Origin of the sequence: Saccharothrix sp. BKS2 (assembly GCF_047689505.1) — a bacterium.
In the GTDB taxonomy this organism is placed as follows: Bacteria; Actinomycetota; Actinomycetes; order Mycobacteriales; family Pseudonocardiaceae; genus Actinosynnema; species Actinosynnema lopnurensis.
In genome coordinates this window covers 127,739-152,932 of record NZ_JAUQOL010000013.1, presented here as the reverse complement: position 1 = coordinate 152,932, position 25,194 = coordinate 127,739, and the positions used below count along the sequence as shown (strand labels likewise).

The 25,194-nt window shown below is 74.2% G+C and carries 20 protein-coding genes; 18 read left to right on the top strand and 2 right to left on the bottom strand.

Going from position 1 to position 25,194, the window contains the following annotated elements; all coding sequences use genetic code 11:
* Positions 1-24 precede the first annotated feature (24 nt).
* From hypE to Q5530_RS26950, 16 genes are all read left to right on the top strand, one after another.
* Positions 25-1,044 carry a hydrogenase expression/formation protein HypE gene (hypE, locus tag Q5530_RS27025; RefSeq protein WP_380631591.1) on the top strand — a complete coding sequence of 340 codons (1,020 nt, stop codon included), beginning with the start codon at positions 25-27 and terminating at the stop codon, positions 1,042-1,044.
* On the top strand, positions 1,038-3,431 hold the full coding sequence (gene hypF, locus Q5530_RS27020) for a carbamoyltransferase HypF (RefSeq protein ID WP_415365587.1): 2,394 nt from the start codon (positions 1,038-1,040) through the stop codon (positions 3,429-3,431). Before hypE ends, hypF begins: the two co-directional genes overlap by 7 nt.
* Complete coding sequence (locus Q5530_RS27015; protein WP_415365586.1) at positions 3,428-4,753, top strand: ATP-grasp domain-containing protein; 1,326 nt, start codon at positions 3,428-3,430, stop codon at positions 4,751-4,753. The genes hypF and Q5530_RS27015 overlap by 4 nt, the downstream gene beginning before the upstream one ends.
* Entirely contained in the window at positions 4,750-7,341 is a 2,592-nt protein-coding gene (locus tag Q5530_RS27010) for an ATP-grasp domain-containing protein (RefSeq protein ID WP_415365585.1), read from the top strand. The genes Q5530_RS27015 and Q5530_RS27010 overlap by 4 nt, the downstream gene beginning before the upstream one ends.
* A gap of 8 nt (positions 7,342-7,349) precedes the next feature.
* The gene (locus Q5530_RS27005) at positions 7,350-8,612 is read left to right on the top strand and encodes an MFS transporter (RefSeq protein ID WP_415365584.1); all 1,263 of its coding nucleotides are present in this window, start codon (positions 7,350-7,352) and stop codon (positions 8,610-8,612) included.
* Between the two features lie 19 nt (positions 8,613-8,631).
* Positions 8,632-10,137, top strand: a complete 1,506-nt coding sequence (locus tag Q5530_RS27000; protein ID WP_415365583.1) for a pyridoxal phosphate-dependent decarboxylase family protein — start codon at positions 8,632-8,634, stop codon at positions 10,135-10,137.
* Complete coding sequence (locus Q5530_RS26995; protein WP_415365582.1) at positions 10,134-11,369, top strand: fatty acid desaturase; 1,236 nt, start codon at positions 10,134-10,136, stop codon at positions 11,367-11,369. Before Q5530_RS27000 ends, Q5530_RS26995 begins: the two co-directional genes overlap by 4 nt.
* A gap of 99 nt (positions 11,370-11,468) precedes the next feature.
* Positions 11,469-11,903, top strand: a complete 435-nt coding sequence (locus Q5530_RS26990; protein ID WP_415365581.1) for a cobalamin-dependent protein — start codon at positions 11,469-11,471, stop codon at positions 11,901-11,903.
* Complete coding sequence (locus Q5530_RS26985) at positions 11,896-13,254, top strand: methylaspartate mutase (protein WP_415365580.1); 1,359 nt, start codon at positions 11,896-11,898, stop codon at positions 13,252-13,254. Before Q5530_RS26990 ends, Q5530_RS26985 begins: the two co-directional genes overlap by 8 nt.
* The gene (locus tag Q5530_RS26980; protein ID WP_415365579.1) at positions 13,251-14,648 is read left to right on the top strand and encodes an aspartate aminotransferase family protein; all 1,398 of its coding nucleotides are present in this window, start codon (positions 13,251-13,253) and stop codon (positions 14,646-14,648) included. The genes Q5530_RS26985 and Q5530_RS26980 overlap by 4 nt, the downstream gene beginning before the upstream one ends.
* A gap of 146 nt (positions 14,649-14,794) precedes the next feature.
* The gene (locus Q5530_RS26975) at positions 14,795-15,448 is read left to right on the top strand and encodes a VanZ family protein (RefSeq protein WP_415365577.1); all 654 of its coding nucleotides are present in this window, start codon (positions 14,795-14,797) and stop codon (positions 15,446-15,448) included.
* A 94-nt stretch (positions 15,449-15,542) separates the two neighbouring features.
* Positions 15,543-16,655 (top strand): sensor histidine kinase, encoded by a 1,113-nt coding sequence (locus Q5530_RS26970; protein ID WP_415365576.1) that lies wholly within the window; start codon positions 15,543-15,545, stop codon positions 16,653-16,655.
* A 91-nt stretch (positions 16,656-16,746) separates the two neighbouring features.
* Positions 16,747-17,067 carry a hypothetical protein gene (locus Q5530_RS26965; RefSeq protein ID WP_415365575.1) on the top strand — a complete coding sequence of 107 codons (321 nt, stop codon included), beginning with the start codon at positions 16,747-16,749 and terminating at the stop codon, positions 17,065-17,067.
* 56 nt (positions 17,068-17,123) lie between these two features.
* Positions 17,124-17,402: a hypothetical protein gene (locus tag Q5530_RS26960; RefSeq protein ID WP_415365574.1), complete on the top strand. Its 279-nt coding sequence runs from the start codon at positions 17,124-17,126 to the stop codon at positions 17,400-17,402.
* 114 nt (positions 17,403-17,516) lie between these two features.
* Positions 17,517-18,542 carry a glycoside hydrolase family 43 protein gene (locus Q5530_RS26955; protein ID WP_415365573.1) on the top strand — a complete coding sequence of 342 codons (1,026 nt, stop codon included), beginning with the start codon at positions 17,517-17,519 and terminating at the stop codon, positions 18,540-18,542.
* A 35-nt stretch (positions 18,543-18,577) separates the two neighbouring features.
* Positions 18,578-19,348, top strand: coding sequence for an endonuclease/exonuclease/phosphatase family protein (locus Q5530_RS26950; RefSeq protein ID WP_415365572.1), 771 nt, complete (start codon positions 18,578-18,580; stop codon positions 19,346-19,348).
* 221 nt (positions 19,349-19,569) lie between these two features.
* On the opposite strand, the gene Q5530_RS26945 is transcribed toward Q5530_RS26950, so the two are convergent.
* Both Q5530_RS26945 and Q5530_RS26940 read right to left on the bottom strand, forming a co-directional pair.
* The gene (locus Q5530_RS26945) at positions 19,570-20,637 is read right to left on the bottom strand and encodes a magnesium and cobalt transport protein CorA (RefSeq protein WP_415365571.1); all 1,068 of its coding nucleotides are present in this window, start codon (positions 20,635-20,637) and stop codon (positions 19,570-19,572) included.
* Between the two features lie 158 nt (positions 20,638-20,795).
* On the bottom strand, positions 20,796-21,116 hold the full coding sequence (locus tag Q5530_RS26940) for a hypothetical protein (RefSeq protein ID WP_415365570.1): 321 nt from the start codon (positions 21,114-21,116) through the stop codon (positions 20,796-20,798).
* 41 nt (positions 21,117-21,157) lie between these two features.
* Here Q5530_RS26940 and Q5530_RS26935 point away from each other — a divergent pair, with 41 nt between their 5' ends.
* Positions 21,158-23,254, top strand: a complete 2,097-nt coding sequence (locus tag Q5530_RS26935) for a hypothetical protein (RefSeq protein WP_415365569.1) — start codon at positions 21,158-21,160, stop codon at positions 23,252-23,254.
* A 351-nt stretch (positions 23,255-23,605) separates the two neighbouring features.
* Entirely contained in the window at positions 23,606-25,189 is a 1,584-nt protein-coding gene (locus Q5530_RS26930; RefSeq protein WP_415365568.1) for a S8 family serine peptidase, read from the top strand.
* The last annotated feature ends 5 nt before the right edge of the window (positions 25,190-25,194 follow it).

Here is a 25,194-nt window from a genome sequence, read left to right as displayed (position 1 = left end):
CCGAGGACAAAGGGGACCACTCCCATGACGCTGGCCACCTCCGCCGAGGTCGTGCTCGACCACGGAACCGGCGCCAAGCTCAGCCAGGAACTCATCGGCGAGATCGTCGACCTGCTCGGCGAGGCGTACCTCGGCGAGATGGAGGACAGCGCCACCCTGCCGCTGCCCGGCGGGCGCATCGCCATGACGACGGACTCCTTCGTCGTCGACCCGCCGTTCTTCGGCAACGGCGACATCGGCAAGATCGCCGTCTGCGGCACGGTGAACGACCTGGCCGTGGTCGGCGCCCGCCCGCTCTACCTCACCCTAGGCATGATCATCGAGGCCGGGCTGCCGATGGAGCGGCTGCGCCAGGTGGTCACCTCGGTGCGGGACACCGCGCTGGAGGCCGGTGTCCACGTGGTGTGCGGCGACACCAAGGTGGTCGGGCGCGGCGAGGCCGACAAGATCTTCCTCAACACCGCGGGCGTCGGGGTGTTCGAGCGCGAGCCGCTGCGGATGCGGCACGTGCGGCCCGGTGACCGGGTCGTCCTGTCCGGGCCGATCGGCAACCACACCGTGCACCTGCTGTCCATCCGCGAGGGCCTGGGCTTCGAGACCCGCGTGCTCAGCGACTGCGCGCCCCTCAACGGCATGGTCGACGAGCTGCTGGCCGCCGTGCCCGCGGGCGCGGTGCGCTCCATGCGGGACGTGACCCGGGGCGGGCTGGCCGCGGTCCTGCACGAGTACGCGGCGGCGGTCGGCCGCCCGGTGCGCTTCGACCAGGCGGCGCTGCCGGTGCAGTTCGAGACCAGGATGGCGACCGACATGCTCGGGATCGACCCGATCCACACGGCCAACGAGGGCTGCCTGGCGCTGTTCGTCGACCCGGCGGCCGAGGCCGACGTGCTGGCCGCGCTGCGCGCCCACCGCTACGGCGGTCACGCGGTGACGATCGGCGAGGTCGGGACCGACGAGGGGGCGGGCGTCTTCTCCCGCGCCGAGGACGGCACCGCGGCCCGCGTGGACGAGCTGCTCGGCGCCGAGCTGCCGCGCCTGTGCTGACCGGGACCGCCGCCCGCCGGCGGGTGCGGGTCGCGGGCGTGGTGCAGGGCGTGGGCTACCGGCCGTTCGTCTACAAGCTGGCCGTCGACCTCGGCGTCACCGGCTGGGTGCTCAACGACCCGCAGGGCGTGCTGATCGAGGTGCAGGGCGCGGACCACGCACTCGACGCCTTCACCGACGGCCTCACCGCGCTCGCCCCGCCCCAGGCCAGGGTCGAGCGGGTCGCGGTGACCCGCGACGTCGTCCCCGTCCCCGGCGAGGACGCCTTCACCATCCGCGCCAGCGGGCTGGGCGGCGACAGGTCCGCCATCGTCCCGGCGGACTCCTACGTCTGCGCGGACTGCCTGGCCGAGCTGCGCGACCCGGCGGACCGCCGCCACGGCTACCCGTTCATCAACTGCACCAACTGCGGGCCGCGCTACTCGATCGTGCGCGCGCTGCCCTACGACCGGGCGCAGACCACGATGGCCGCGTTCACCATGTGCGACCCGTGCCGGGCCGAGTACGAGGACCCGCTCGACCGCCGCTACCACGCCCAGCCCAACGCCTGCGCCGACTGCGGGCCGCGCCTCACCGCGACCGCCGCCGACGGGTCGGCAGTGGACGGACCGGCCGCGCTCGACGCCGCCGCGGCGGCGCTGGCGCGCGGCGAGGTGGTGGCGATCAAGAGCGTCGGCGGGTTCCACCTCGCCGTCGACGCCCGCAACGGGGCCGCCGTCGCCCGCCTGCGGTCCCGCAAGCGCCGCGACGCCAAGCCGTTCGCCATCATGGTCCGCGACCTCGCCACCGCGGCCGAGGTCACCGCGCCCACCCCCGGCGAGGTCGAGCTCATCGACTCGCCCGCGCGCCCCGTCGTGCTGGCGCGCAAGCGGCCGGGCGCGCTGCCCGGGACCATCGCCCCGCGCAACCCCAACCTGGGCGTGATGCTGCCGTCCGCGCCGCACCACCACCTGCTCGTCGACCGGCCCGGCCTCGACGTGCTGGTGATGACCAGCGGCAACATCTCCGGCTTCCCCATCGAGTACCGCAACGCGGACGCCCTCGCCCGGCTGTTCGCCGTGGCGGACCTGGTCCTGCACCACGACCGCGACATCGAGGTCCGCGTGGACGACTCGGTGGTCCGCTGGTCCAGCCACCCGGAGCTGGACGAGCCGGTCGTGAGCTTCCTGCGCCGCTCGCGCGGCTACGCCCCCTACCCGGTGGACACCGGCGTGCCGCTGACCCCGGTCGTGGCCTACGGGGCCGAGCTGAAGACGACCGTCGCGCTGTCGCACGGCACCCGCGTCTACCTCAGCCAGCACATCGGCGACCTCAAGAACGACGAGACCTTCGAGTCCCACCGGCGCACCGCCCGCCACCTCGCCGACCTGCACGAGCTGGCGCCCCGGGTGGCGGCGACCGACCTGCACCCGCAGTTCCGCGCGACCCGCTTCGCCGTCGGCGAGCAGCCGGTGGACGAGGTGCACCGGGTGCAGCACCACCACGCGCACATGGCCTCCTGCATGGCGGAGAACCGCGTGGCGGGCCCGGCCATCGGCGTGGTCTTCGACGGCGCGGGCTACGGCCCCGACGAGACCACCTGGGGCGGCGAGTTCCTGGTGGGCGGCTACGCGGACGCGGTGCGCGTGGCCCGGCTGCGCAGGCTGCCGCTGCTCGGCGGCGACCAGGCCGTGCGCGAGCCGATCCGCACCGGCTACGCCCTGGCCCTCGACGTGTTCGGCGAGCCGGGCGCGGCCGTGGCCGCCTTCCCCGCGCTCGCGGAGCTGGACGAGCAGCGCAGGCACGTCTTCGCCACCATGGCCCGGCGCGGCGTCAACGCCCCGCCGGCCTCCAGCATGGGCAGGCTGTTCGACGCCGTGGCGGCGCTGCTGGGCGTGTGCTCGCTGGCCGAGTACGAGGCGCAGGGCCCCATCGAGCTGGAGGGCCTGCTCGACCGCGACCACACCCTGGCGGCCCCGGACCCGAGGTACCGCTTCGACCGGACCCCGGTGGACGACCTGGTGGAGCTCGACCCCGCCCCGGTGGTGCGGGCGCTGGCGGACGACCTCGCGGCGGGCGTCGGCACCCCGGAGCTGAGCAGGCGCTTCCACAGCGCCGTGGTGAGGGTGGTGGCCGAGGAGTGCGCGCTGATCGCGGGCGCCCCGGGCGCCCCGCGCGACGTCGTGCTCTCCGGCGGCGTGTTCCTCAACGAGTTCCTCCTGCTCAACTGCCTGGTCGAGGTGCGGCGGGCCGGGTTGGCGGCGCACTGCCAGCGGCAGGTGCCCACCAACGACGGCGGCATCGCGCTGGGCCAGGTCCTCGTCGCCCACGCCCGGAGCACGCAGGCCGGGAGCGCGCAGGACCGGAGCGCCCAAGACCGGAGCGCTACAGGCGGGACGGCACCATGACCCGTGAGCACATCCTCGTGGTCCACCGCTGGCGCGACCACCACGCCCGGTACGCGGACTACCTCGACCACGCGGCCCACCGCGTGTCGTACGTGACGACGGCGCTGGGCGCGGAGTCGGTGCCCCCGACCGCGGCCGACGTCGTGGTCGTGGCCGCCACCGACGACCTGGCCCAGCTGCGCGCCGCCGTCGACCGGCTGGGCAGGCCGGACCGGGTCGTCGCGCTCAACGAGGGCGACCTCGACGCCGCCGCCGCGCTGCGCGACGAGCTCGGCTGCCCCGGTCAGGGCCCGGACGCGCTGGCGCCGTTCCGGGACAAGCTCACGATGGTCACCGCCGTGGCCGCCGCCGGGGTGCCGGTCCCGCCCACCGCCGCCGCGCCGGACACCGCCGCCGTGCTCGCCTTCGCCGACGACGAGGGCTGGCCCGTGGTGGTCAAACCGCGCCGGGGCACCGCGAGCCGGGGCGTGCGGGTGCTGCGCGGGCCCGCCGACCTGGCCGGCGCAGACCTGGCCGGCGCAGACCTGGCCGGCGCAGACCTCACCGCCGACCTGGCCGCCGAGCCGCACCTGGTGCAGGCGCACGTCCCGCACGAGGTGCTGCACGTCGACGGGCTGTGGACGGGCGAGGCGCTGGGGCCGTGGCGGGTCTCGCGCTACGTCAACACCTGCCGCGAGTTCACCGAGGGCGTCGCGCTCGGCTCGGTCGAGTCCGACGACGACGCGGTGCGCGCCGCGGCCGGGAGCCTCGCCGCGCGGGTCGGGGCCGCCCTCGGCGACGGGCCGTGGGTGTTCCACCTGGAGGCGTTCGCCGAGCGCACCCCCGAGGGGGTGCTGCTGACCTTCCTGGAGGCGGGCGCCCGGGTGGGCGGCGCGGAGATCCCGTTCCTGTGGCGGGAGGTGCACGGCATCGACCTCATGGCGGCGGCCGTCGACATCCAGCTGGGGCGCGCCCCGGTGTGCGCCGACCCCGGGCTGGGCGGGATCGGCGGCTGGCTGCTGGTCCCCGTCCCGGTGCCCACGCCCTGCGTGGTCGTCGAGTCGGGCCTGGACCTCGCCGACGGCCCGTACGCCGCCGTCGTCCCGGCCGAGGGCAGCGTCATCCCGAGGGTCGGCGGCTACGAGCACGTCGGGGCCCGCTTCCGGTTCAGCGGCCCGACCAGCGCCGAGGTGGAGGCCGCCGTGGGCCGTACCCTCGCCGCCCTGCGCCTGCGGTGCGCGCCGGTGCCGGAGCCGGTGCCGGTGCCGGAGCCGGGGTGGCAGCACGTCGTGGAACAGGTCCTGGAACACGTTCCGGGCCAGGAGGAGGGGATGGCCGGATGAGCGTCGGGCGCCGCAGGATCGCCGTGGTGGGCAGCAGGCTGCGCGAGTACCGCGAGTACGCCTTGGCGGCCATCGCGGCCCGCTACGACGTGGCGCTGGTGACCGGGCAGCCGGTGACCTGGGAGGCCCCGTACCTGGTGGACTCGCGCACCGCCGACACCACCGACCCGGAGGCGCTGGCGCCCGCCGTCGCCGACCTGGGCGTCGAGGGCGTCTACACCTGGGACGAGGTGTCCCTGGCCGCCACCGCCGAGGTCGCGCACCGGCTCGGGCTGCCGCACCTGTCGCCGTCGGCCGCCGCGGCCTGCCGCGACAAGTACCGGGCCAGGACCGCGCTGCGGGACGCCGGCCTGCCCGCGGTCCGCCACCGCCTGGCGCACGGCGTGGAGGAGGCCCGCGCCGCCGCGGCCGAGATCGGCTACCCGGTCGTGCTCAAGCCGCGTTCCCTGGCGGGCAGCCTGGGCGTCGTGGTCGCCGAGGACGCCGACGGCCTGGACGCCGCCTACGCCACCGCGGCCGGCACCGGGTTCGCGGGCCTGCGCGTCGAACCCGGGGTGCTGGTCGAGGAGTTCCTGGCGGGCCCGGAGATCAGCGTCGACTGCTGCGTGGTCGACGGCGTCGTCCACCCGGTGTTCGTCGCGCGCAAGCGCCTGGGGTTCCCGCCCTACTTCGAGGAGGTCGGCCACCTGGTCGGCCCGTGGCGGGACGAGCCCTGGGCGGCGGCCGTCACCGAGCAGGTGCGGGCCGCGCACGCCGCGCTCGGCGTCACCCTCGGCGTCACCCACACCGAGCTGCGCCTGACCGCGGCCGGGCCGCGCGTGGTGGAGCTGAACGGCCGGCTCGGCGGCGACCTGATCCCGCACGTCGGCAGGCTCGCCACCGGGATCGACCTGGCCCTGGCGGCCGCCGACCTGGCCATGGGCGCGACGCCGGACCTCACCCCCCGCGTCACCGGGTGGGCGGAGGTGCGGTTCCTGTACCCGCTGCGCGACGGCGTGGTGGAGTCGGTGGACCTCGCCACCGCCCAGGCCGTCCCCGGCATCGCCGAGGCCGTCGCCCTCGCCGCGCCCGGCACGGCCCTGGCCCTGCCGCCGAAGTCCCTCACCCCGCGCACGGCCGCCCTGATCGCGGTGGCCGACACCGCGCGGAACTGCTCGGTGGCGCTGGACCTGGCCGAGGACGCCGTGCGCGTGGTGCAGTCGGGCGGCCCGGCCGCCGCGCTGGGCGCGCGGGCCGAGAACGCGGTCACCCGCCGGTTCCTGGCCGCCGAGCGGGGCCGGGAGCGGATGGTGGTCTCCGGCGTGCGCGGGGTCGAGTGGTTCCGCTACGGCGCGGGCGGCGGGGAGGCGCTGAACCGGCCGGTGTTCCTGTCCACCACCGAGCGGCAGCGGGTGGAGGACGACCTCAACGGCGTGTTCGACCTGCTGACGGCGCTGCCCGAGCGGTTGTTCGGCGGCGACCGCCGCGCGTTCGCCACCGCCGTCGGCATGTCCCGCACCCAGACCGACCTGGTGCTGCGCGGCGCCGACCGCCCGCCCGCGCCGATGTCGCGCGCCGACATGTACCGCGAGCCCGACGGGTTCCGCCTGATGGAGCTGAACACCGGCAGCGCGCTCGGCGGGTGGCAGATGACCGAGTTCACCGACGCCATGCGCCACGACCTGCCCTTCCGGCGGTTCATGGCGGAGGAGGACCTGGTCGCCGCCCGTCCGCTGGAGGCCATCGCCGACCTGCTGCGCGCCGAGTGCGCCGACCGGGACATGCCGTCGCGGCCCCTGCTGGCGATCACCGAGTGGCCCGACGGGTTCGACAAGAGCAAGCCGTGGCTGGACTTCACCGTCCCGGTGTGGATGCGCCTGGGCTTCGACCCGGTGGTGTGCCACCTGGGGCAGCTGGAGTACCGCGACGGCGTCCCCTACGTCCACGGGCGCAAGGTCGACATCGTCTACCGCATCTTCCTGCCCGGCGAGATCACCGACGACCAGCGCGGGCACGACCTCGTCGCGCCGCTGCTCGCCGCCCACGAGGCCGGGCACACGTTCATGTTCGCCGGGCTCGACTGCGAGCTGTACGGCAACAAGGGCAGCCTCGCCATGCTCAGCGACGAGCGCAACGCGGGCGCGTTCGACGAGGCCGAGCGGGCGCTGGTGGACCGCGTGCTGCCGTGGACGCGGTTCGTGCGCGACGAGAAGGTCCACGTGGACGGCGACACCGTCGACCTGCTGCCCTACGCGCTGGCCAACCAGGAGCACCTGGTGCTGAAGCCGACCCTGCTCTACGGCGGCGTCGGCGTCGTCACCGGGTGGACCACCCCGGCCGACGAGTGGCACCGCGTCGTCACCGGGGCGGTCGACGGCCCCTTCGTGGTGCAGCGCCGCGTCTACCCGCTGACCGAGCGGTTCGTGGCCGACGACGCGCCCGGCCTGCGCGACATGGTGGTGGCCTACGGGGTGCTCATGGTCGGCTCCCGCTACGCCGGGATGCTCGTGCGCGGCATCCCGGACGTGCACACCGGCATCGTCAGCATGTCCAACGGCGCCCAGATCGGCTGCGCCTTCCACGTCGACCACCCGGACGGCGGCGCGTGAAGAGGCGCATGGGCGCCCTGTGGGGCGACCGGGACTTCCTGTGCCTGTGGGGCGGTGAGACCGTCTCCCAGTTCGGGGCCCAGGTGACGCAGCTGGCGCTGCCGCTGGCGGCGGTCTACCAGCTCGACGCCGGCCCCGCGGAGCTCGGCCTGCTCAACGCGGCGTCCTACGCCCCGTTCCTGGGGCTGAGCCTGCTCATCGGGGTGTGGGTCGACCGGCGGGCGCGCAAACCGCTGATGGTGTGGAGCAACGTGGCCCGCGCCGTGCTGGTGACCAGCATCCCGTTGTGCGCGGTGCTGGACGTGCTGCACATCGGCTACCTCTACGCCGTCGCCTTCGCCATCGGCACCTTCACCGCGATCTTCGACGTGTCCTACCAGTCCTACCTGCCCTCCCTCATCGCGCGCGAGCACCTGGTGGAGGGCAACAGCAAGCTCCAGGCCAGCAGCTCCGTCGCCCAGGTCGGCGGACCCGCGCTGGCGGGCGTGCTCGTCGGGTGGCTCACCGCGCCGATCGCGCTGCTGGTCAACGGCGCCTCCTACGTGGTCTCCGTGCTCGGCCTGACCGCGATCCGCCGCCCCGAACCCGAACCGGAGCGGCCGGAGCAGCGGACGTCCGTCGTGCGCAGCATCGGCGAGGGGCTGCGCCTGGTGTTCGGCAACGCCTACGTGCGCGCGTGCGCGCTCCAGGCGGGCACCTACAACTTCTGCTGGATGGCCCTCCAGACGGTGTTCGTGGTCTACGCCGCGCGCCAGCTCGGCCTGTCGTCGTCGACCATCGGCCTCCTGTTCGCCCTGGGCGCGCTGGGCTCCCTGCTGGGTGCGATCACCGCGGGCGCGGTGAAGCGCCGGCTGGGCCTGGGCCGGGCGATCGTCGCCGAGGTGCTGCTGTGCTGCCTGGCGCCGCTGCTGCTGCCGCTGGCGCCCGGGGGCGCGGCGGGCATCGCGATGATGGCGCTGGGCCTGTTCCTCGGCCAGCTGGGCGCCACGACGGCCACCATCCACGTGGTGAGCCTGCGCCAGGCCATCACCCCGGCGCGGCTGCTGGGCCGGGTCAACTCCGGCTGCCGGTTCCTGGCCTGGGGCCCGCTGCCGCTGGGCGCGTTCGTCGGCGGCGTGCTCGGCGAGTCCATCGGGCTGCGACCGGCCCTCTTCGCCGCCGCCTGCTCCTTCGTGCTGGCCCTGCTGTGGGTCGTGTTCTCGCCCGTCCCGCGGCTGACCGAATTCCCCGACCACCCCGACAGCGTCCCCAGCAAGGCACCCGCCGCGTAACGCACCGAGGAAGATCACCATGACACGATCCGAGACGTCGTACAGCCCCGCGGGCACCCCGGCCGGGCTCGTCGAGTTGCGCACCCTGCTCGACACGGCACTGGACCTGGTCGCCAAGGCCGCCGTCGACCGCCCCGGCCCGGTCCGGGCGGGCGGACCCGCCGGCGCCCGCGCCGCCGCCGACGCCGTCCTGTCCGGGCCGCTGCTCCCCGAGGAGGGCTGCGACCCGGCCGACGCGCTGACCGCGCTCGCGGGCCCGTTCGCGGACTGGTCGGTCGACGTCACCCACCCCGCCGCGCTGGCCCGGATGCAGTGCCCGCCCACCGCCGCGGCCGTCGCCGCCGAGGTGGTCGCCGCCACCCTCAACCAGTCGCTGCACGCGTGGGAGAGCGGCCCGTTCGGGCTCGCCCTGGACCGCTGGGTCATCGCCGAGTTCGGCGCGCTGGTCGGCTACGACCCCGCCACCTGCGGCGGCACCCTCACCGCGGGCGGCAGCGTGTCCAACCTGATGGCGCTCATCGCCGCCAGGGACACCACCCTCGGGCTGCGCACCGTCCGGTTCGCGGCCAAGGAGGGCCTGCCCGCCCTGGGCGTGCAGCCGGTGGTCGTGTGCCCCGAGGGCATCCACTTCTCCATCCAGCGCGGCGCCCGGATCATCGGCATCGGCGAGGACGCGCTGCGGACGGTCCCCACCGACGCCGACGGCCGGATGCGCGGCGACGCCCTGGAGCGCGTGCTGGCCGGGCTGCCCGAGAACGAGGTCCCCGTGGCGGTCATCGCCTGCGCGGGCTCCACCGACCTGGGCGTGGTCGACCCGCTGGACGAGATCGCCGAGGTCACCGAGCGGCACGGCGTGTGGCTGCACGCCGACGCGGCCTACGGCGGTGGCGCGCTGTTCTCCCCGCGCCTGCGCGGCCTGCTCAAGGGCATCGAGCGCGCCGACTCGGTCACCCTCGACCTGCACAAGTTCGGCTGGGTGCCCGCCTCGGCCGCGGTCATGCTGGTGCGCGCCGCGGACACCCTCGCGTCCTTCGGGCTCGACCCCACGACCTGCCTGAGCGCCGACGACGACACGCTGGCGGGCTACATCGGCTCGCAGAACACCTCGCTCCAGACCACGCGCCGGGTGGACGCGCTCAAGATCGCCGTCACGCTGCGGACCCTGGGCGCGCGCCGGCTGGCCGAGCTGGTCGACACCTGCCACGACCTGGCCCGGCACGCCGCCGCCCGGCTGGCCGAGCACCCGCGGGTGGAGGTGCCCGTGGACCCGCCCATGACGGCGCTGCTGTTCCGCTACCTGCCCGACGGGCCGCAGGACCCCGACGCGTTCAACGGCGCGCTGCGCCGCCGGGTGATGGAGCAGGGCCGCGCGCTGATCGCCCGCACCCACCTGAACGGCGGCCGGGTCTACCTCAAGCTGATCATGCTCAACCCGGACACCACCCCCGCCCAGGTGGACGCCGTCATCGCGGACCTGCTGGCCCTGGCGGAGGAGCTCGACACCAGAGCGGCGGGGGAGCGGTGATCGGCTCGGCGGGGGGAGGCGCGCCGCTGCCCCCGGTGCACGACGTCCCGATGGGTGAGCACCGGGACGGGGTGTCCGTCCGCGACTCCATGCCGCGCCTCGGGGTGCTGGCGCTGCCGCTGACCCTGCTCACCGGCAAGCCGACCGCCGGGCAGCGGCCGTTCCGCTTCACCCCGACCGCGCACCTGGTCAACGCGCTGCTCTCGGTGGGCTGCGGGCTCGTGGCGGGGTGGTTCGCGCTGCGCTGGTCGGGCTGGGCGCTGCTGCTGCTCGTCCCCTGCTGGTCGATGGTGCTGCACGGCATCCGCAACCTGCGCATGATGATGTTCCACCAGTGCGCGCACCGGAACATGTGGAACCGGCGCCGGGCCGACTCGGCGCTGGGGCGGTTCATCGCGGCGCTGCTGGTCATCCAGGGCTTCACCGCCTACAGCCGCGAGCACGTCGTGGACCACCACGCGGTGAACCACATGACGCTGCGCGACCCGACGGTGCAGGCGTTCCTGCTGACGCTGCGGCTGCGGCCGGGCATGTCCCGGCGGGACATGTGGCGGCGGGTGCTCGGGCTGCTGGTCTCCCCGCGGTTCCACACCACGTTCCTGATCGCCCGCGTCCGCTCCTACGCGCACGGCTCGTCCACCCGCGCCAGGATCGGGGCCGTTGCCCTGCACGGCTCGGTCGCGGCGACCGCCGTGGCCGCCGACGCCGCGGTGTTCCTGCTGGTCTGCTGGCTGCTGCCGCTCACGGTGTTCTTCCAGGTCAGCAACACCCTGCGGTTGTGCGTCAAGCACACCTTCCCGACCGCCGACCAGCGCGACCGGCGCGGCCGGGCGTACTTCGCGAGCCTGACCAACGCGATCTTCATCGGGGAGCGCGCCCCGGACCGCGCGCTGCGCGGGCCGCGCGCCGCCGCGGCGTGGACCCGGTGGTGGGCGCGGCTGCTGGTGGTGCACTTCCCGGCGCGCTACCTCGTGCTCACCGGGGACACCGTCTGCCACGACTTCCACCACCGCTTCCCGATGAGCCGGCAGTGGGCGGACTACATCTTCGCCCGCGAGGCCGACGCCGCGGCGGGCACGCCGGGCTGGCCGCCCTACCGGCACGTCTGGGGCCTGGTCCCCGCCATCGACGCGGTCTTCGACTCGCTGCGCGTCGCCGACCCGGCCGAGTACGACCCGGACCGGCTGGCCGACGTCTCCAGCCGCGAGCTGTTCGCCGCGTTCGACGACTGACCCGCGGCGCGGAATCCCGCAGCACGGAACCCGCGACACGGAATCCCCCAGGACATGATGGCGCAGGACGTGATCCCGCAGGACGGCAAAGGAGCCCCCGTGAACGAACCCACCGGACGGACGGTGATCCTCGGCGTGGCCGCGAGCGACGCGCACGCCGTCGCCAACCGGTTGATCGCCATGCAGCTGACCGGGCACGGCTTCACCGTGGTCAACCTCGGCGTGTGCACGCCGCTGACCGAGTTCGCCACCGCCCTGCTGGAGCACCCGGAGGCCGAGGCGGTGCTGATCGGCAGCGTCAACGGCCACGCGGTGACCGACCTGGCCGACCTGCCGCGGCTGCGCGCCGCCGGCCTGCTCGACCGGCCGGTGGTCGTCGGCGGCAACCTGTCGGTGGGCAGCCGCAAGGACGGCCGCGCCGCGGAGCGGCTGCGCGAACTCGGCGTCGACCACGTGCTCACCGACGCCACCGAGCTGGTCCTGCTGCTGGACGTGCTGCGCGCCGCGACCCCGGTGGGCGCCGTCGATGGCTGAGGTGCCCGGCCTGTCGCTCGACCCCGAGGTCGCCGCGGCGCTGCCGCCGTGGTCGGAGGTGCTGGAGCGGCTGGCCACCCCGGGGCGGCGACGCGTCGCCGACGTGCTCGCCGACGCCGGCGCCGCGGGCGTCCCGGTGACCCAGCCGCGCTGCGGGATCGGCGCGCACGACGGCATGGTCGACCTCCTGCGCACCCTGGAGCGCGCGGGCCCCGGCATCCTCACCATCACCATCGACTCGCACACCCGCCTGCGTGACTTCGCCACCGCCGCCCGGCTGGCGGCCGGGAGCCCCGCCGACCTCAACGGCTACCCGCTCGTCGCCCACGGGTGGCGGCGCGGCCGGGAGCTGGTGGCGTCCGTCGGCGTCCCCCTCCAGGTGCGGCACGGCTCGCCCGACCCCCGGGACCTGTTCGCCGTCGCCCTCGCGGCCGGCATCACCTCCTTCGAGGGCGGCCCGATCGGCTACAACCTGCCCTACGCCAAGGACGTGCCGCTCGCGGTCTCGCTGCGCGCGTGGCGGGAGGTCGACCAGGTGTGCGGCCTGCTGGCCGAGCACGGCGTGGTGGTCGACCGCGAGCTGTTCGGCACGCTCACCGCGGTCCTGGTCCCGCCGTCCACCAGCATCGCGATGACCCTGCTGGAGGCGGTGGGCGCGGTCGAGGCGGGCGTGCGGTGCCTGTCCGTCTCCTACCCGCAGGGCGGCGAGACCCACCAGGACGTCGCGGCGCTGCGCGCCATCCGCTCGCTGGCGCGGCGCTACCTCGGCGTCGAGGTCCACGCGGTGCTGCACCAGTACATGGGGCCCTTCCCGAGGAGCCGCCCGGCGGCCTCGGCGCTCATCGTGCAGGGCGGGCTCGTCGCCCGGCTCGGCGGCGCGGCGAAGGTCGTCACCAAGACCGAGCAGGAGGCCGAGGGCATCCCCGACGCGCGCGCCAACGCCGACGGCCTGGCGCTGGCCGCCCTCGGCGCGGCCGACCTGTTCGGCTTCGCCCGCCTGGACGAGGACCGCGTGGCCGAGGAGCAGCACTGGATCGAGCGCGAGGTCGCCGAACTGGTCGACCCCGTGCTCCAGGGACCGGACCTGGCCCTGGGCATCGAGGCGGCGTTCGCCGCGGGCCGGCTGGACGTGCCGTTCAGCGCCAGCAGGCACGCGCGCGCCGAGGTGGTGCCGCGCCGCGACCCGAGCGGCGCCATCCGCTACGGCGACAGCGCCCGCCTCCCGTTCTCCGACCCCGTCCGCCGCCGCAACGCGGCGCTCCTGGGCCCCGGGGACGACCGCAGCGTGTTCGCCGCGACCAGCGCCGACATCCACTACTTCCAACAAGACCGAGGGATGGTGCCACGATGATCATCGGCGAGGCGAACACCGCGCTGCCGGACGGGTTCACCCCGGACCCCGACGAGGGCGTCCGGGTCCGGGAACTGGACCGGGCACACCTGTTCCACTCGTGGGCGGCCCAGGACGCGGTGTCGCCCATCCCGGTGGCCGCGGCGCGGGGCCGCCACTTCTGGGACTACGACGGCAAGCGCTACCTGGACTTCGCCTCCCAGTTCATCAACTCCAACATCGGCCACGGTCACCCGAAGGTGGTCGCGGCGATCAAGGAGCAGGCCGACCGCATCTGCATGATCGCCTCCACCTTCGCCAACGACGTGCGCGGCGAGGCGGCGCGGCTGATCGCCGGGCTGGCACCCCCCGGCCTCGACCGGGTGTTCTTCACCAGCGGCGGCGCGGAGGCCAACGAGCACGCCGTCCGCATGGCCCGCCTGCACACCGGTCGCCCCAAGGTCCTGTCGGCCTACCGCTCCTACCACGGCGCCACGGCCACCGCGATCGGCCTGACCGGCGACCACCGCCGCTGGGACAACGACGCCGCCGCCCACAGCGGACCCAACATCGTCCACTTCTTCGGCCCCTACCTCTACCGCTCGCACTTCCACGCCACCACCGAGGCCGAGGAGTGCGAGCGCGCCCTGGCGCACCTCGACCAGGTGATCCGGTTCGAGGGTCCCGGCACCATCGCCGCCGTCGTCCTGGAGTCCGTCGTGGGCACCGCCGGCGTCCTGGTGCCCCCGCCCGGCTACCTCGCCGGCGTCCGCGAGCTGTGCGACCGCCACGGCATCGTCTACATCGCGGACGAGGTGATGTCCGGCTTCGGCCGCACCGGCGCCTGGTTCGCCGTCGACCACTGGGACGTGGCGCCCGACCTCATCACCTTCGCCAAGGGCGTCAACTCCGGCTACGTCCCGCTGGGCGGCGTCCTCATCTCCGACGCCGTCCACGACACCTTCCGCGACCGCGTCTACCAGGGCGGGCTCACCTACTCCGGCCACCCCCTGGCCTGCGCCGCCGCCGTCGCCACCATCGAGGCGATGCGCGACGAGCGCATGATCGAGCACGCGGCGTGGCTGGGCGAGTCGGTCATCGGTCCCCGCCTGCGCGAGATCGCCGCCCACCACCCGTCCGTGGGCGAGGTCCGCGGCCTGGGCGTCTTCTGGGCGCTGGACCTGGTCCGCGACCGCGGCACCCGGGAGATGCTGGTGCCCTACGCCGGTTCGGGCGCCGAGAACCAGCCGGTCAACGAGGTGGTCGCGGCCTGCAAGGCGGCCGGCATGTGGCCCGTGTACAACTACAACCGCATCCACGTGGTCCCGCCGTGCAACACCACGGAGGAGGAGGCCCTGGAGGGCCTGGCGATCCTCGACGAGGCGCTGAACCACGCGGACAAGCACGTGGTGTGACGCGAGGGCGGGTGGGCCGGCGCCGGGTTCGCGTATCGCGGGCGTATCCAAAACCGCATACGCCACCGCAACGGCCCTCCGTCTCCAATGGAGGTGTGACCCAGAGCCCACCCCCGCCGGCACCGCCCCACCGCACGCGCCGGATCGTGCTCATCAGCCTGGTGGTCCTCGGCCTGGCGGGCGTGCTGTTCGCCCTGCGGCGGCCGCTGCTGATGGCCGCCCCGAGGTGCCTGGCCGGGCGGTGGCGCGGCTGCTACGACACCGAGAACGGTGTGGTGCTCATGGTGCTGGTCGGGGTGCCGCTGGCCGGTCTGGTGGTGTGGGCGCTGGCGCGCCGCCGCCGGGCCGCCGGCGTCACCTCGGCGTGGCGGCTGTCGCTGGCCGAGGTGGGCGTGGTCTACGGGACGGTGCCGTTCGTGTGGTTGACCATGATGCCGGGACCGGGCGCCGGCACCGTCCCCGGCCGGTTCAGCCTGGTCCCGCTGCGGGACCTGGTCACCATGGGACCGCTCGGCATCGGCGGCAACCTGGTGATCTTCGCGGCGCTGGGGTTCTTCGCCCCGATGAGGTTCGCGGCCCTGGCGTCCGTGCCGCGGGTCCTGGCGCTCGGGGCGGGCTGCTCGGCCCTGGTCGAGGTCGCGCAGTACGTCCTGCGGCTGGACCGGGTGTCCTCCGTGGACGACGTGCTGGTCAACGCCACCGGCGCCGTGCTGGCCGCGCTGGCGTCACGCCGCTGGTGGCGCACCGGGGCGGAGGAGCCGGCGGACCCGCGCCGCCCGGCGCCGACCCCGGCGGGGTGAATCGCGGCCCCGGGTCGCGGGTACCGATCGTGGAGGACGAGGCTCACCCGCGCATCGGCACAGCGCCCGACAGCCGGGTGCGGGGGAGGGGATCGTGAACAGGGAGCCCGGGTTGAGCGTCCGGCTCAAGCTGACCCTCAGCTACGCCGGGTTCGCGGTGGTGGCGGGTGGCCTGCTCTTCGTCACGGTGTGGGTGTTCCTGCTGCGCTACGTGCCCGAGGTGATCAACAACCCCCAGCCGCCCGCGCCCGGCCGCTCCCGCCTCCCCGTGAGCTTCGTGCCGAACCGCTCCGACCTGCTCCGCGCCTTCGCCCCGAGAGCCGCCGTCGTGCTGGCGCTCCTGCTGGTGTTCGGCCTGCTGGGCGGGTGGGTCCTGGCCGGCCGGATGCTCGCGCCGCTGACCCGCATCACCCACGCCACCCGCGTGGCCGCGGGCGGGTCCCTGTCCCACCGGATCCGCCTGGAGGGCGGCCAGGACGAGTTCCGCGAACTCTCCGACGCGTTCGACTCGATGCTGGCCCAGCTCGAAGCGAACGTCGCCGAGCAGCAGAGGTTCGCCGCCAACGCGTCCCACGAGCTGCGCACCCCGCTGGCGATCTCGCGGACCCTCCTCGACGTCGCCCGCAACGACCCGACCCACGACCCCGGCGAACTCGTCGAACGCCTGCACGCCGTCAACGAGCGGGCCGTCCACCTCACCGAGGCCCTGCTGCTGCTCAGCCGCGGCGACCGCGGGAACTTCACCCGCGAGGACGTCGACCTCTCCCTCCTCGCCGAAGAAGCCGCCGAAACCCTGCTGCCGCTGGCCGAGCAGCGCCGGACCACCCTGGACGTCATCGGCGGGGAGGCCCGGACCAACGGCTCCACCGAGCTGCTGTCGCGGGTGGTGACGAACCTCGTCCAGAACGCCATCGTCCACAACCTGCCCACCGGCGGCACCGTCACCGTGCGCACCGGGGTGCACGGCTGCACCAGCACGTTGCAGGTCGAGAACACGGGGCACCGGCTCCCACCGGACCTGGTGCCGACCCTCACCGAACCCTTCCAGCGCGGAACGGAACGCGTGCGCACCGGCGAACACGCCGGCGTCGGCCTCGGCCTGGCCATCGTGCACAGCATCGTCCGCGCCCACGAGGGGACCCTCGACCTGGCCCCCGGCCCGACCGGCGGCCTGGTCGTCACGGTCCGGCTCCCCGGCACGCCGTAGGACCTCCCCCGAACCGACCCGTTCGGGTCGGAACCCGCGGCCCTCCCGGGACGTCGAAGCCGCCGGAGTTCGCGGGTCGGGAGGAGCCGTTGTGCGGTTGGCCCTGCCGGCGGCGGTGCTCGTGGTGACGGGGTGCACCCCGCCACCTCCCGAACCGTCGTCCCCGTCCCGGTCGGTCGGGCCGTCGGGGGTGGAGGTCGACGAACCCGCCGGTGAGCAGGGCTTCGCCGTGGGGCCGGCGTCGTGGCGGACGGGCCCCGACGGGCCGCTGGCCTCGGTGCCCTCCGCGACGGTGGCGGGCGGCGCGGCGGTGCTGGTCGGGACGGGCCCGACCCCGCGCCCGCCGGGCGCTCCGGGGGCGGTGGCGGTCTTCGCCGTCCCGACCGGGGTAACGCTGCACCCGGCCCGCTGATCCGGCTCCACCGGCACGAGACCGACAACTGACCTCCCACACGACGCGGAGAGCACATGAGCGAGGAACGAACCCAGGCGCCGACGTGGCAGGCCGCCGCCGACACGCCGCGCGACCACTACGGGAACGGCCCCACCTGGTCACCCGCCCACGCCGCCCGGTCCCTGCGGCGGATCAACGAGGCGGGCGGACCCGCCGAGGCCACCGCGCAGGCCGCCGCCGAGACCGTCATGGTCCTGCACTCCATCCGCCGCATCCTCATCTGGACCGCGGTGATCATCCCGGCCGTCCTGGCGGTCATCACGATCACGCTGATGGGAGCCGCGTCCGCGTAGCGCGGGCCCGGACCTCGACGACCCGCGCACCCGCCTGGGGCCGATCGGCGGGTCGTCCGGGAGTCCGGCACGCGGTCGTTCAACCGGGAAAGCTGATCCGTTCGGAGGATGTCCATGTACCGGAAGACCGGTTTCGGTGCCGTACTGCTCACGGTGGTGAGCGCGTTCGTGCTCGTGACGCCCCCGGCGACGGCGGCCGGCCCGTCGCCCGTCTACGCGCCGGAGGGATCCGTCGCCGACCCCGGCGTGCTCCGGGTCAACGGCGAGTTCTACGTGTTCAGCACGGCCGGGAACGGCAGGGTCAGCCGCGGCGACACGGCGAACGGCCCGTGGCGTCAGGTCGGCCCGGCCGTCGACCTGTCCGACCCGCCGTCCTGGGTGGACACCGGTCAGGCGGTCTGGGCGCCGGACGCGTGGCGCACCTCGGCGGGCTGGGTCCTGTACTACTCGGCGGCCGCGAGGGGCTTCGGCGGGCAGCGCTGCATCGGCGCCGCGACGTCGGACCAGGCGGGCGGCCCGTACACGCCGGTCGGCGACACCCCGCTGGTGTGCCCCGGCGGCAGGCACGACGGTGAGGACACCGTGCCGGGCCGCCCGGTCGCGGGTGCCGGCGTGATCGACCCCTCCCCGTTCGTGGACGGGGAGGGGCGGCGGTTCCTGCTGTACAAGACCCAGCAGACCCCGTCGTCGCTGCGTATGCTGCGGCTCGGCGACGGCGGACTGCACTGGACGGGCAACCCCAGCGGTGAGCTCCTGCGGCGCGACGGGATCGTCGAGAACCCGGTCATGGTGCAGCGCGGGTCGGAGTACGTCCTGTTCGCCTCCCGGTACGGGTACCACAACTGCAGCTACGCGACGGTCTGGCTGCGCTCGCGCGACAAGTGGGACTTCGCGGGCGCGACCGAGCACGCCCTGACGACCACCGCGGGCACCGGGATCTGCGGTCCCGGCGGTGCGGACGTCACCCCGTCGCTGGACGGCGGGTGGCGGATCTTCCTGCACGGCTGGGTGTGCGGTGCCGGCACGGCACCGTGCACGACCGCGCAGATCGAGAACGGCGCCGATCGCCGGCGGGCGCTCTACGCGGCGATCCTGCACTGGGGCAGCGGCGCCACCCCCTCAGTCGGTGCGTTTTTCTGACCACGAAAGGCATGTCCGTGCACAGGAGAAGTACGTTGATCACCGCCGTCGCCGCCCTGGTGGCCTCCGGCCTCACCGCGTTCGCCCCGTCGGCCCCCGCGTCGGCGGCCGGGGCGGTACAGCTCCGCTTCGTCACCGCGAACATCAACTTCGACGCGGACCAGAGCGTGGTCCGCGACAAGTGGAGGAACCTCATCGCCCCGAACGCGGACGTCGTGTTCCTCCAGGAGGCCAAGAACGTCAGGCTCTCCGACTTCGTCGAGACGTCGACCTGGATCATCCGGCACGGCACGTCGGCGGCGGAGGACGACAGCGAGGACAAGCTCGGCAGCGCGCTGCTCATCCGCCGAGCCGTCGCCACCGAGGTGGCGGACTACGGACTGGTGAAGGGCGTCGACGCCAGTCCGTGCCCGCGCGGGGGCATCATGACCAGGTGGCTCGCCAAGATCAAGGTGAAGCTCACCAACGGCCGGTGGATCCGGGTGGCGTCGCTGCACATGCCGCCGCTCCGCTGCCAGACCGGGCCCGGCGGACCGTACGACAGGATGGCCGACAGCGTCGTCGCGTTCGCCGACCTGACCGACATGCCCACCGTGCTCGGCGCGGACTGGAACAAGGTCGTCGACGACGACCCGAACGCCATCGGCAGGCGCTCGGGCCTCGAACCGAACGGACCCGACCTCGGCGAGCGCATCGACGGGTTCATGTACTCGCCGCGGTTGCGGAACTGCTGCCTGACCCAGCTCGGCCTCGCCAGCAGGGGCCACCCGGCCGTCCAGGTCAAGCTCACGGTCCCGGCGCCGTAGCGGAGCCGCCGCGGGTGGTCGGCGGGAAGAGGACGACCGCCGGCGCGCACCGGTGTCCCGGGCCCGGGGGCGGTAGTTCGCCGCGGACGGGCTCGGGAGTGCGTGCTGCGGAGGGCGGGCCGCGACGAGGGGGGACGGTTGATCACCCGAGGCACCCCGCGCCCTGTCGGGCTCGGCGTCGACGTGCCCCTCGCGCACCCGCCCCTCGCGTCGTCGGTCCTTCACAGCCACCGGTTGTGCTTGAACAGGCGGTACAGGACCAGGCAGACGGCCAGCGTCGTCGCGAACACCAGGGGGTAGCCGTACTTCCAGCGCAGTCCGGGGATGTGGTCGAAGTTCATGCCGTACACGCCGGCCACCATGGTGGGCACGGCGATGACGGCGGCCCAGGCGGAGATCTTGCGCATGTCGTTGTTCTGCCGCAGCGAGACCTTCGCCAGGGTGGCGTTGACCAGGGTGGTGAGCAGCTCGTCGAAGCCGGTGACGCGCTCGGTGACCGTGGTCAGGTGGTCGTCGACGTTGCGGAAGTAGGAGCGCACACCGTCGGGCACCAGGGGGCCGCTGGTGCCGTCGCTGAGCCCGAGCAGCGGCCCGGCCAGGGGCATCACGGCCCGCCGCAGCTCCATGAGCTCGCGCTTGACCAGGTACACCTGGTCCACGCCGATGGCGTCGCGAGGCGCGAAGACGGCGGCCTCGACCAGGTCCAGGTCGTTCTGGAACGCCTCGACGACCTCCAGGTAGCCGTCGACGACGCGATCGGCGATGCCGTGCAGCACCACGGCGGGGCCGGTGGCCAGCCACTCGGGCCGGGCCTCCAGGTCGGTGCGCAGGTCGCCCAGCGCGGAGTGCCTGCCGTAGCGGACGGTGATGACGTAGTCGTGGCCGAGGAAGACCATGATCTCGCCGGACTCGACGATCTCGTTGGCGGTGGTGGGCGACTCGTGCTCGACGTAGCGCAGCGTCTTGAACACCATGAACAGGTTGTGCTCGTAGCGTTCGAGCTTGGGGCGCTGGTGGGCGTGCAGGACGTCCTCGACGGCCAGTTCGTGCAGCGCGAAGGCGTCGGCGAGGTCGCGGACGTGCTCCTCGTCCGGCGCGAACAGACCGATCCAGACGAAGCCCTCACCACTGGCGCGGACCTCGGCGATCGCCTCGGCCGGTGAGCGGTGGCCGGGTTGCCGCACGCCGTTGACGTAGGTGCCGCAGGCCACGACCGGTCCGCTCGTACCCGGCTCGTGCGCGGCTCGCGCGTCCGCGTCGGGATCGCGGTCGGTCGGCTGGATCGCCATGGGGTGATCATGCCGCACGACGCCACCGAGCACGACGCCACCGAGCACCGCCGCCCGAGCAACCCGGAGCGCGGCTCCGTGCGTTCGTGGACCCGCAGTCACCCGGCGCTGGACCGCAGGCGGGTGTAACACCCGCGACCAGCCTCACGACTGACCCATCAGCGCCCGGGTTCTTCACCGATCACATCGGTGTGCTTGCCGAAAACCGCGTTCGCACAACGGAATTCGAACCACGTCAGGTCGGGGTGGTCCCGATCCGGGCTGTCGTGCGCGGCCAGGTCGACCAGGGCCGCGAGGGCGGTCTCGACGGAACGCCCGAACGCGGAGACGGTCGCCGCCGCCTCCGGTGAGGAGTCCTGGTTGTCGACCAAGTGGGCGAGCCGCTGCTCATCACGCAGCACGGCGTCGATCGCCGCACCGGCGTCGCGCAACGCGGCGGCGCTGTCCACCAGCCGTCGTCCCATCTCGTCCCGGTCCACGCTCACCCGCTCCCGCCATCAAGTCACCAGGAGACGTTGTCTTGAGGAAGAGACTGACACTGCTGTTAGGGCTGACGATGCTGGCCGGCGTCGTCACCGCGCCGCCCGCATCGGCCATCGACCTCGTCACCTGCACGTGGCTGACGCCGGAGTACCCGCACATCTCATCGTACAACCTGAAGAACAACAACGCGATCGACATCAAGGCGAGCACGCAGGGCAGCTGCCAACCCTCCTCCGACCCGATCTTCGTCACCGCCACGATGACGCTGGAGCGACAGGGTTTCCTGGGCATCTGGCAGACGGTCGCCGCGGGCGCGCCGATCACCAAGAGCATCCAGGGCACCCCGCAGACCTGGCGGCGCGGTGAGCTGTTCGCGGTCATGCCGTGCGTCCCCGGCGTCTACCGGGGCAGGCTGGAGCGCTCCGCCCAGGTGACCGGAGGGGTCGGCTTCGTGCTCGGCGGCCCGATCTACTCGCCGCCTCGGGAGATCGACTGCCAACCGAAGCGGGTGTCGATGGTCATCGACGACACCGGGTCCATGAGCGGGGTGATCGGCAGCGTCTCCAGCGCGCTCGCCAACTACATCTCCGCCCGTCCCGAGGACGAGTACACCCGGTGGAGCCTGACCACGTTCAAGGACAGCCCCTCCGACGTCGGCACCACCGACGACCGCGCCCAGGCGCTGGGCTGGGTCAACGCGCTGAGCGCCGACGGTGGTGACGACTGCCCGGAGGACGCCCTCGGCGGCATCTCCTCGGGCCTGGCGTCGCTGGGCGACGACCCGGAGATCGACCGGCAGATGATCGTGGCCACCGACGCGTCCGCCCACTCGGGTGACGTGGACGGGATCATCGCCTCCGCGCGCGCCACGGGCGCCAAGGTCAACGTCCTGCTGACCGGTGACTGCGGCGAGGGCGCGGCGGTCGCGGCGGCGGGCCAACCGGGCCAGGGCACGGCGGTCGCGGCCGCGGCGGAGCAGGTGTCCAGCCAGGTGGTGCTCAAGCGCATCGCCGAGGAGACGGGCGGGAAGTACTTCTACCTCCCGTACGGCGGCGAGGCGGACTTCGCCGCGGCGCTCGCGGAGATCTTCGCCGAGATCGCCGACCCGACGCCGCCGGACGGCCCCACGACGATCGCCGCCACGACGGGTGACGGCCAGTCGACCCCGGCGGGCACCCCCTTCCCGACCGCGCTGACCGCGACCGTCACCGGTTCCGACGCGCGGCCCTCGGCCGACACCCCGGTCACCTTCACCGTCGAGGGCCCGGCGGCCTTCCCCGGCGGCGCCACGAGCGCCACGGCGAGCACCGGTGCCGACGGACTGGCCACCGCGCCCACCCTGACCGCCGGGACGACGACCGGCGCGGTCACCGTCACCGCCACCGCCGCCGGGGTGCGGACCCCGGCCACCTTCACCGCGACCGTCACCGCCCCCGTCCCGGCGTCCATCGCGGCCACCTCCGGCGGCGGCCAGTCCGCCACCGCGGGCACGGCCTTCGCCGCACCGCTGGTCGCCACCGTCACCTCCACGGCGAACACCCCCTCGGCGGACGCGGAGGTGACCTTCGCGGTCACCGGCGGCACGGCCACCTTCCCCGGCGGCGCCACCACCGCGACGGTGGGCACCGACGCCGACGGGCGGGCGACCGCGCCCACCCTCACCGCGGGCACCACCACCGGTCCGGTCACCGTCACCGCCACCGCCGGCGGCGTGACGACCCCGACCACCTTCACCGGGACCGTCACCGCACCCCAGGGCGCGGCCAGGGCCGACGTGGTCGTGAGCATCTCCGCGCCCACCGGCGCCAGGAGCGGCTCGCCGTTCACCGCGACCCTGACCGTCCGCAACAACGGCCCGTCCACCGCGACCTCCATCTACTCGGCCCTGACCCTGCCCAAGGGGATGCGCGTGACCAACGGGGGTGGCGGCCTCGTCACCGACAACGGCCGCGCCGTCGCCTTCCGCCTGTCCTCGCTCGACTCCGGCGGGGAGATCACCCACACCCTCACCATCACCTCGGACCGCACCCTCACCGGCACGCGGGACATCGCCGCCGCCGGCGCGTCCACCAGGGTGCTCGACCCCGATTACCGCAACAACGCGGCCCTGGCCCGCGTGACCTTGCGCAGGTAGAGCCCGTTCAGCCGTGGTGGCCGGTCCGGTGTTCCGGACCGGCCACCACGGCTTCGTGCTCGCGGCGTGCGGATCGGCAGACGCTGATCCCGGTCGTCCGGTCGTCGGGGTGGTCGCCGACGCAGCCGACCTCGCTCAGGGCCCTGGTGGTCCGGAGATCGGCGCCCGAAGCGGAACCGCTGCCGACGGGAGGCCCGCCCGGCAGGTGACCCGGCGGGCCTCCGCAATGATTGGGTATTCCCGACAATCGCCCGCGCCGATGCGCGCGACTCCGCCGTGGACGCAAGGTGGGACGAGCGGCGAGCAGATCGCCACCCTGCCCTCTCGCCGCCCGGACGAGGAGTCGATCCCATGCGACGAACGAGAACGCGCACCCTGCTCGCGGCCCTGGCCGTGGCCTCGACGTCGGCGGTCCTGCTGCCGCCGCAGGCCGTGGCCGCGCCACCGGAAGGCGTGGTCGTGCAGGCGCGCGAGCACTACGAGGGCCAGTACATCGTCGTCCTGCGCGACGGCACGGCCGCGACCGCCGACGGGGCCGCCATCGAGTCGGCGGCGGCGTCGCTGACCCGGGAGCACGGCGGCACCGTGCGCTCGACCTACAAGGTGTCCCTGCACGGCTTCTCGGTGCGCGGGTTGAGCGAGCGGGGTGCGAAGCGGCTGGCCGCCGACCCCCGGGTGCGCGGCGTCCACGAGGACGGCAAGCGGCGCGGCGCCGCCGTCCAGGACAACCCGACCTGGGGCCTGGACCGGGTCGACCAGGCGAACCTGCCGCTGGACCGCAGGTACGAGTACGACGCCACCGGTGAGGGCGTCACCGTCTACAACATCGACAGCGGCGTCCGCGTCACCCACACCGACTTCGAGGGCCGGGCGAGCCACGGCTACGACTTCCTCGACCAGGACGGCGACGCCTCCGACTGCCACGGCCACGGCACCCACACCGCCGGCACCGCGGTGAGCAGGACCTACGGCGTCGCCAAGAAGGCGAAGGTGGTGTCCCTGCGGGTGTTCGACTGCTCCAACGCCGGGCCCGACTCGGTGACCGTGGACGCGGTCGAGTGGGTGACCGCCAACGGCGTCAAGCCCTCGGTGGTCAACATGAGCCTGGGCCAGTACGAGACCGGCCTCGGTGACGAGCAGGTCCAGGCGTCCGTCCGCGCCGGCTACGTCTACGTCGTGGCCGCGGGCAACAACAACGGCGCCGGCGCCTGCGGCTACAGCCCGGCGCGCGTCCCCGAGGTGCTCACCGTCGCCTCGACCGAGGCCGACGACAGCCGCTCCGGTTTCTCCAACACCGGCACCTGCGTGGACCTGTTCGCCCCCGGCGGCAACATCACCTCGCTGTCCCACGCGAGCAACACCGGCACCGCGGGCATGTCCGGCACGTCGATGGCCACCCCGCACGTGACCGGCGCGGTGGCGCTGTACCTCCAGGGCCACCCCGGCGCGGACCAGGCCGAGGTCAACCGGGCCGTCGTCGACTCGGCCACCCCCGGCAAGGTCGGCAACGCCGGCTCGGGCACGCCCAACCGCCTGCTCAACGCCAGGGGCCTCACCGGCGGTCCCGGCCCCGGCCCCGACCCGACCTGCGCCCGGCGGACCAACGACGCCGACGTGCCCGTCCCGGACGCGGGCAGTGCCGTGACCAGCACGATTTCCGTCTCCGGCTGCACCGGCAACGGCTCGTCGACGGCCCGGGTCGAGGTGGCGATCGCCCACCCGTACCGAGGTGACCTGGTGATCGAGCTGGTGGCCCCGGACGGCACCTCCTACCGGCTCAAGGAGGCCGCTCCGGGCGACCACGCCGACGACGTGCGCACCGCGTACCCGGTGGACCTGTCGGCCGAGCCGAGGAACGGCGACTGGAGGCTGCGAGTGCGGGACGTCCACCGCTTCGACGTCGGCACGCTGGAGAGCTGGAGCCTGACGACCTGACCCCG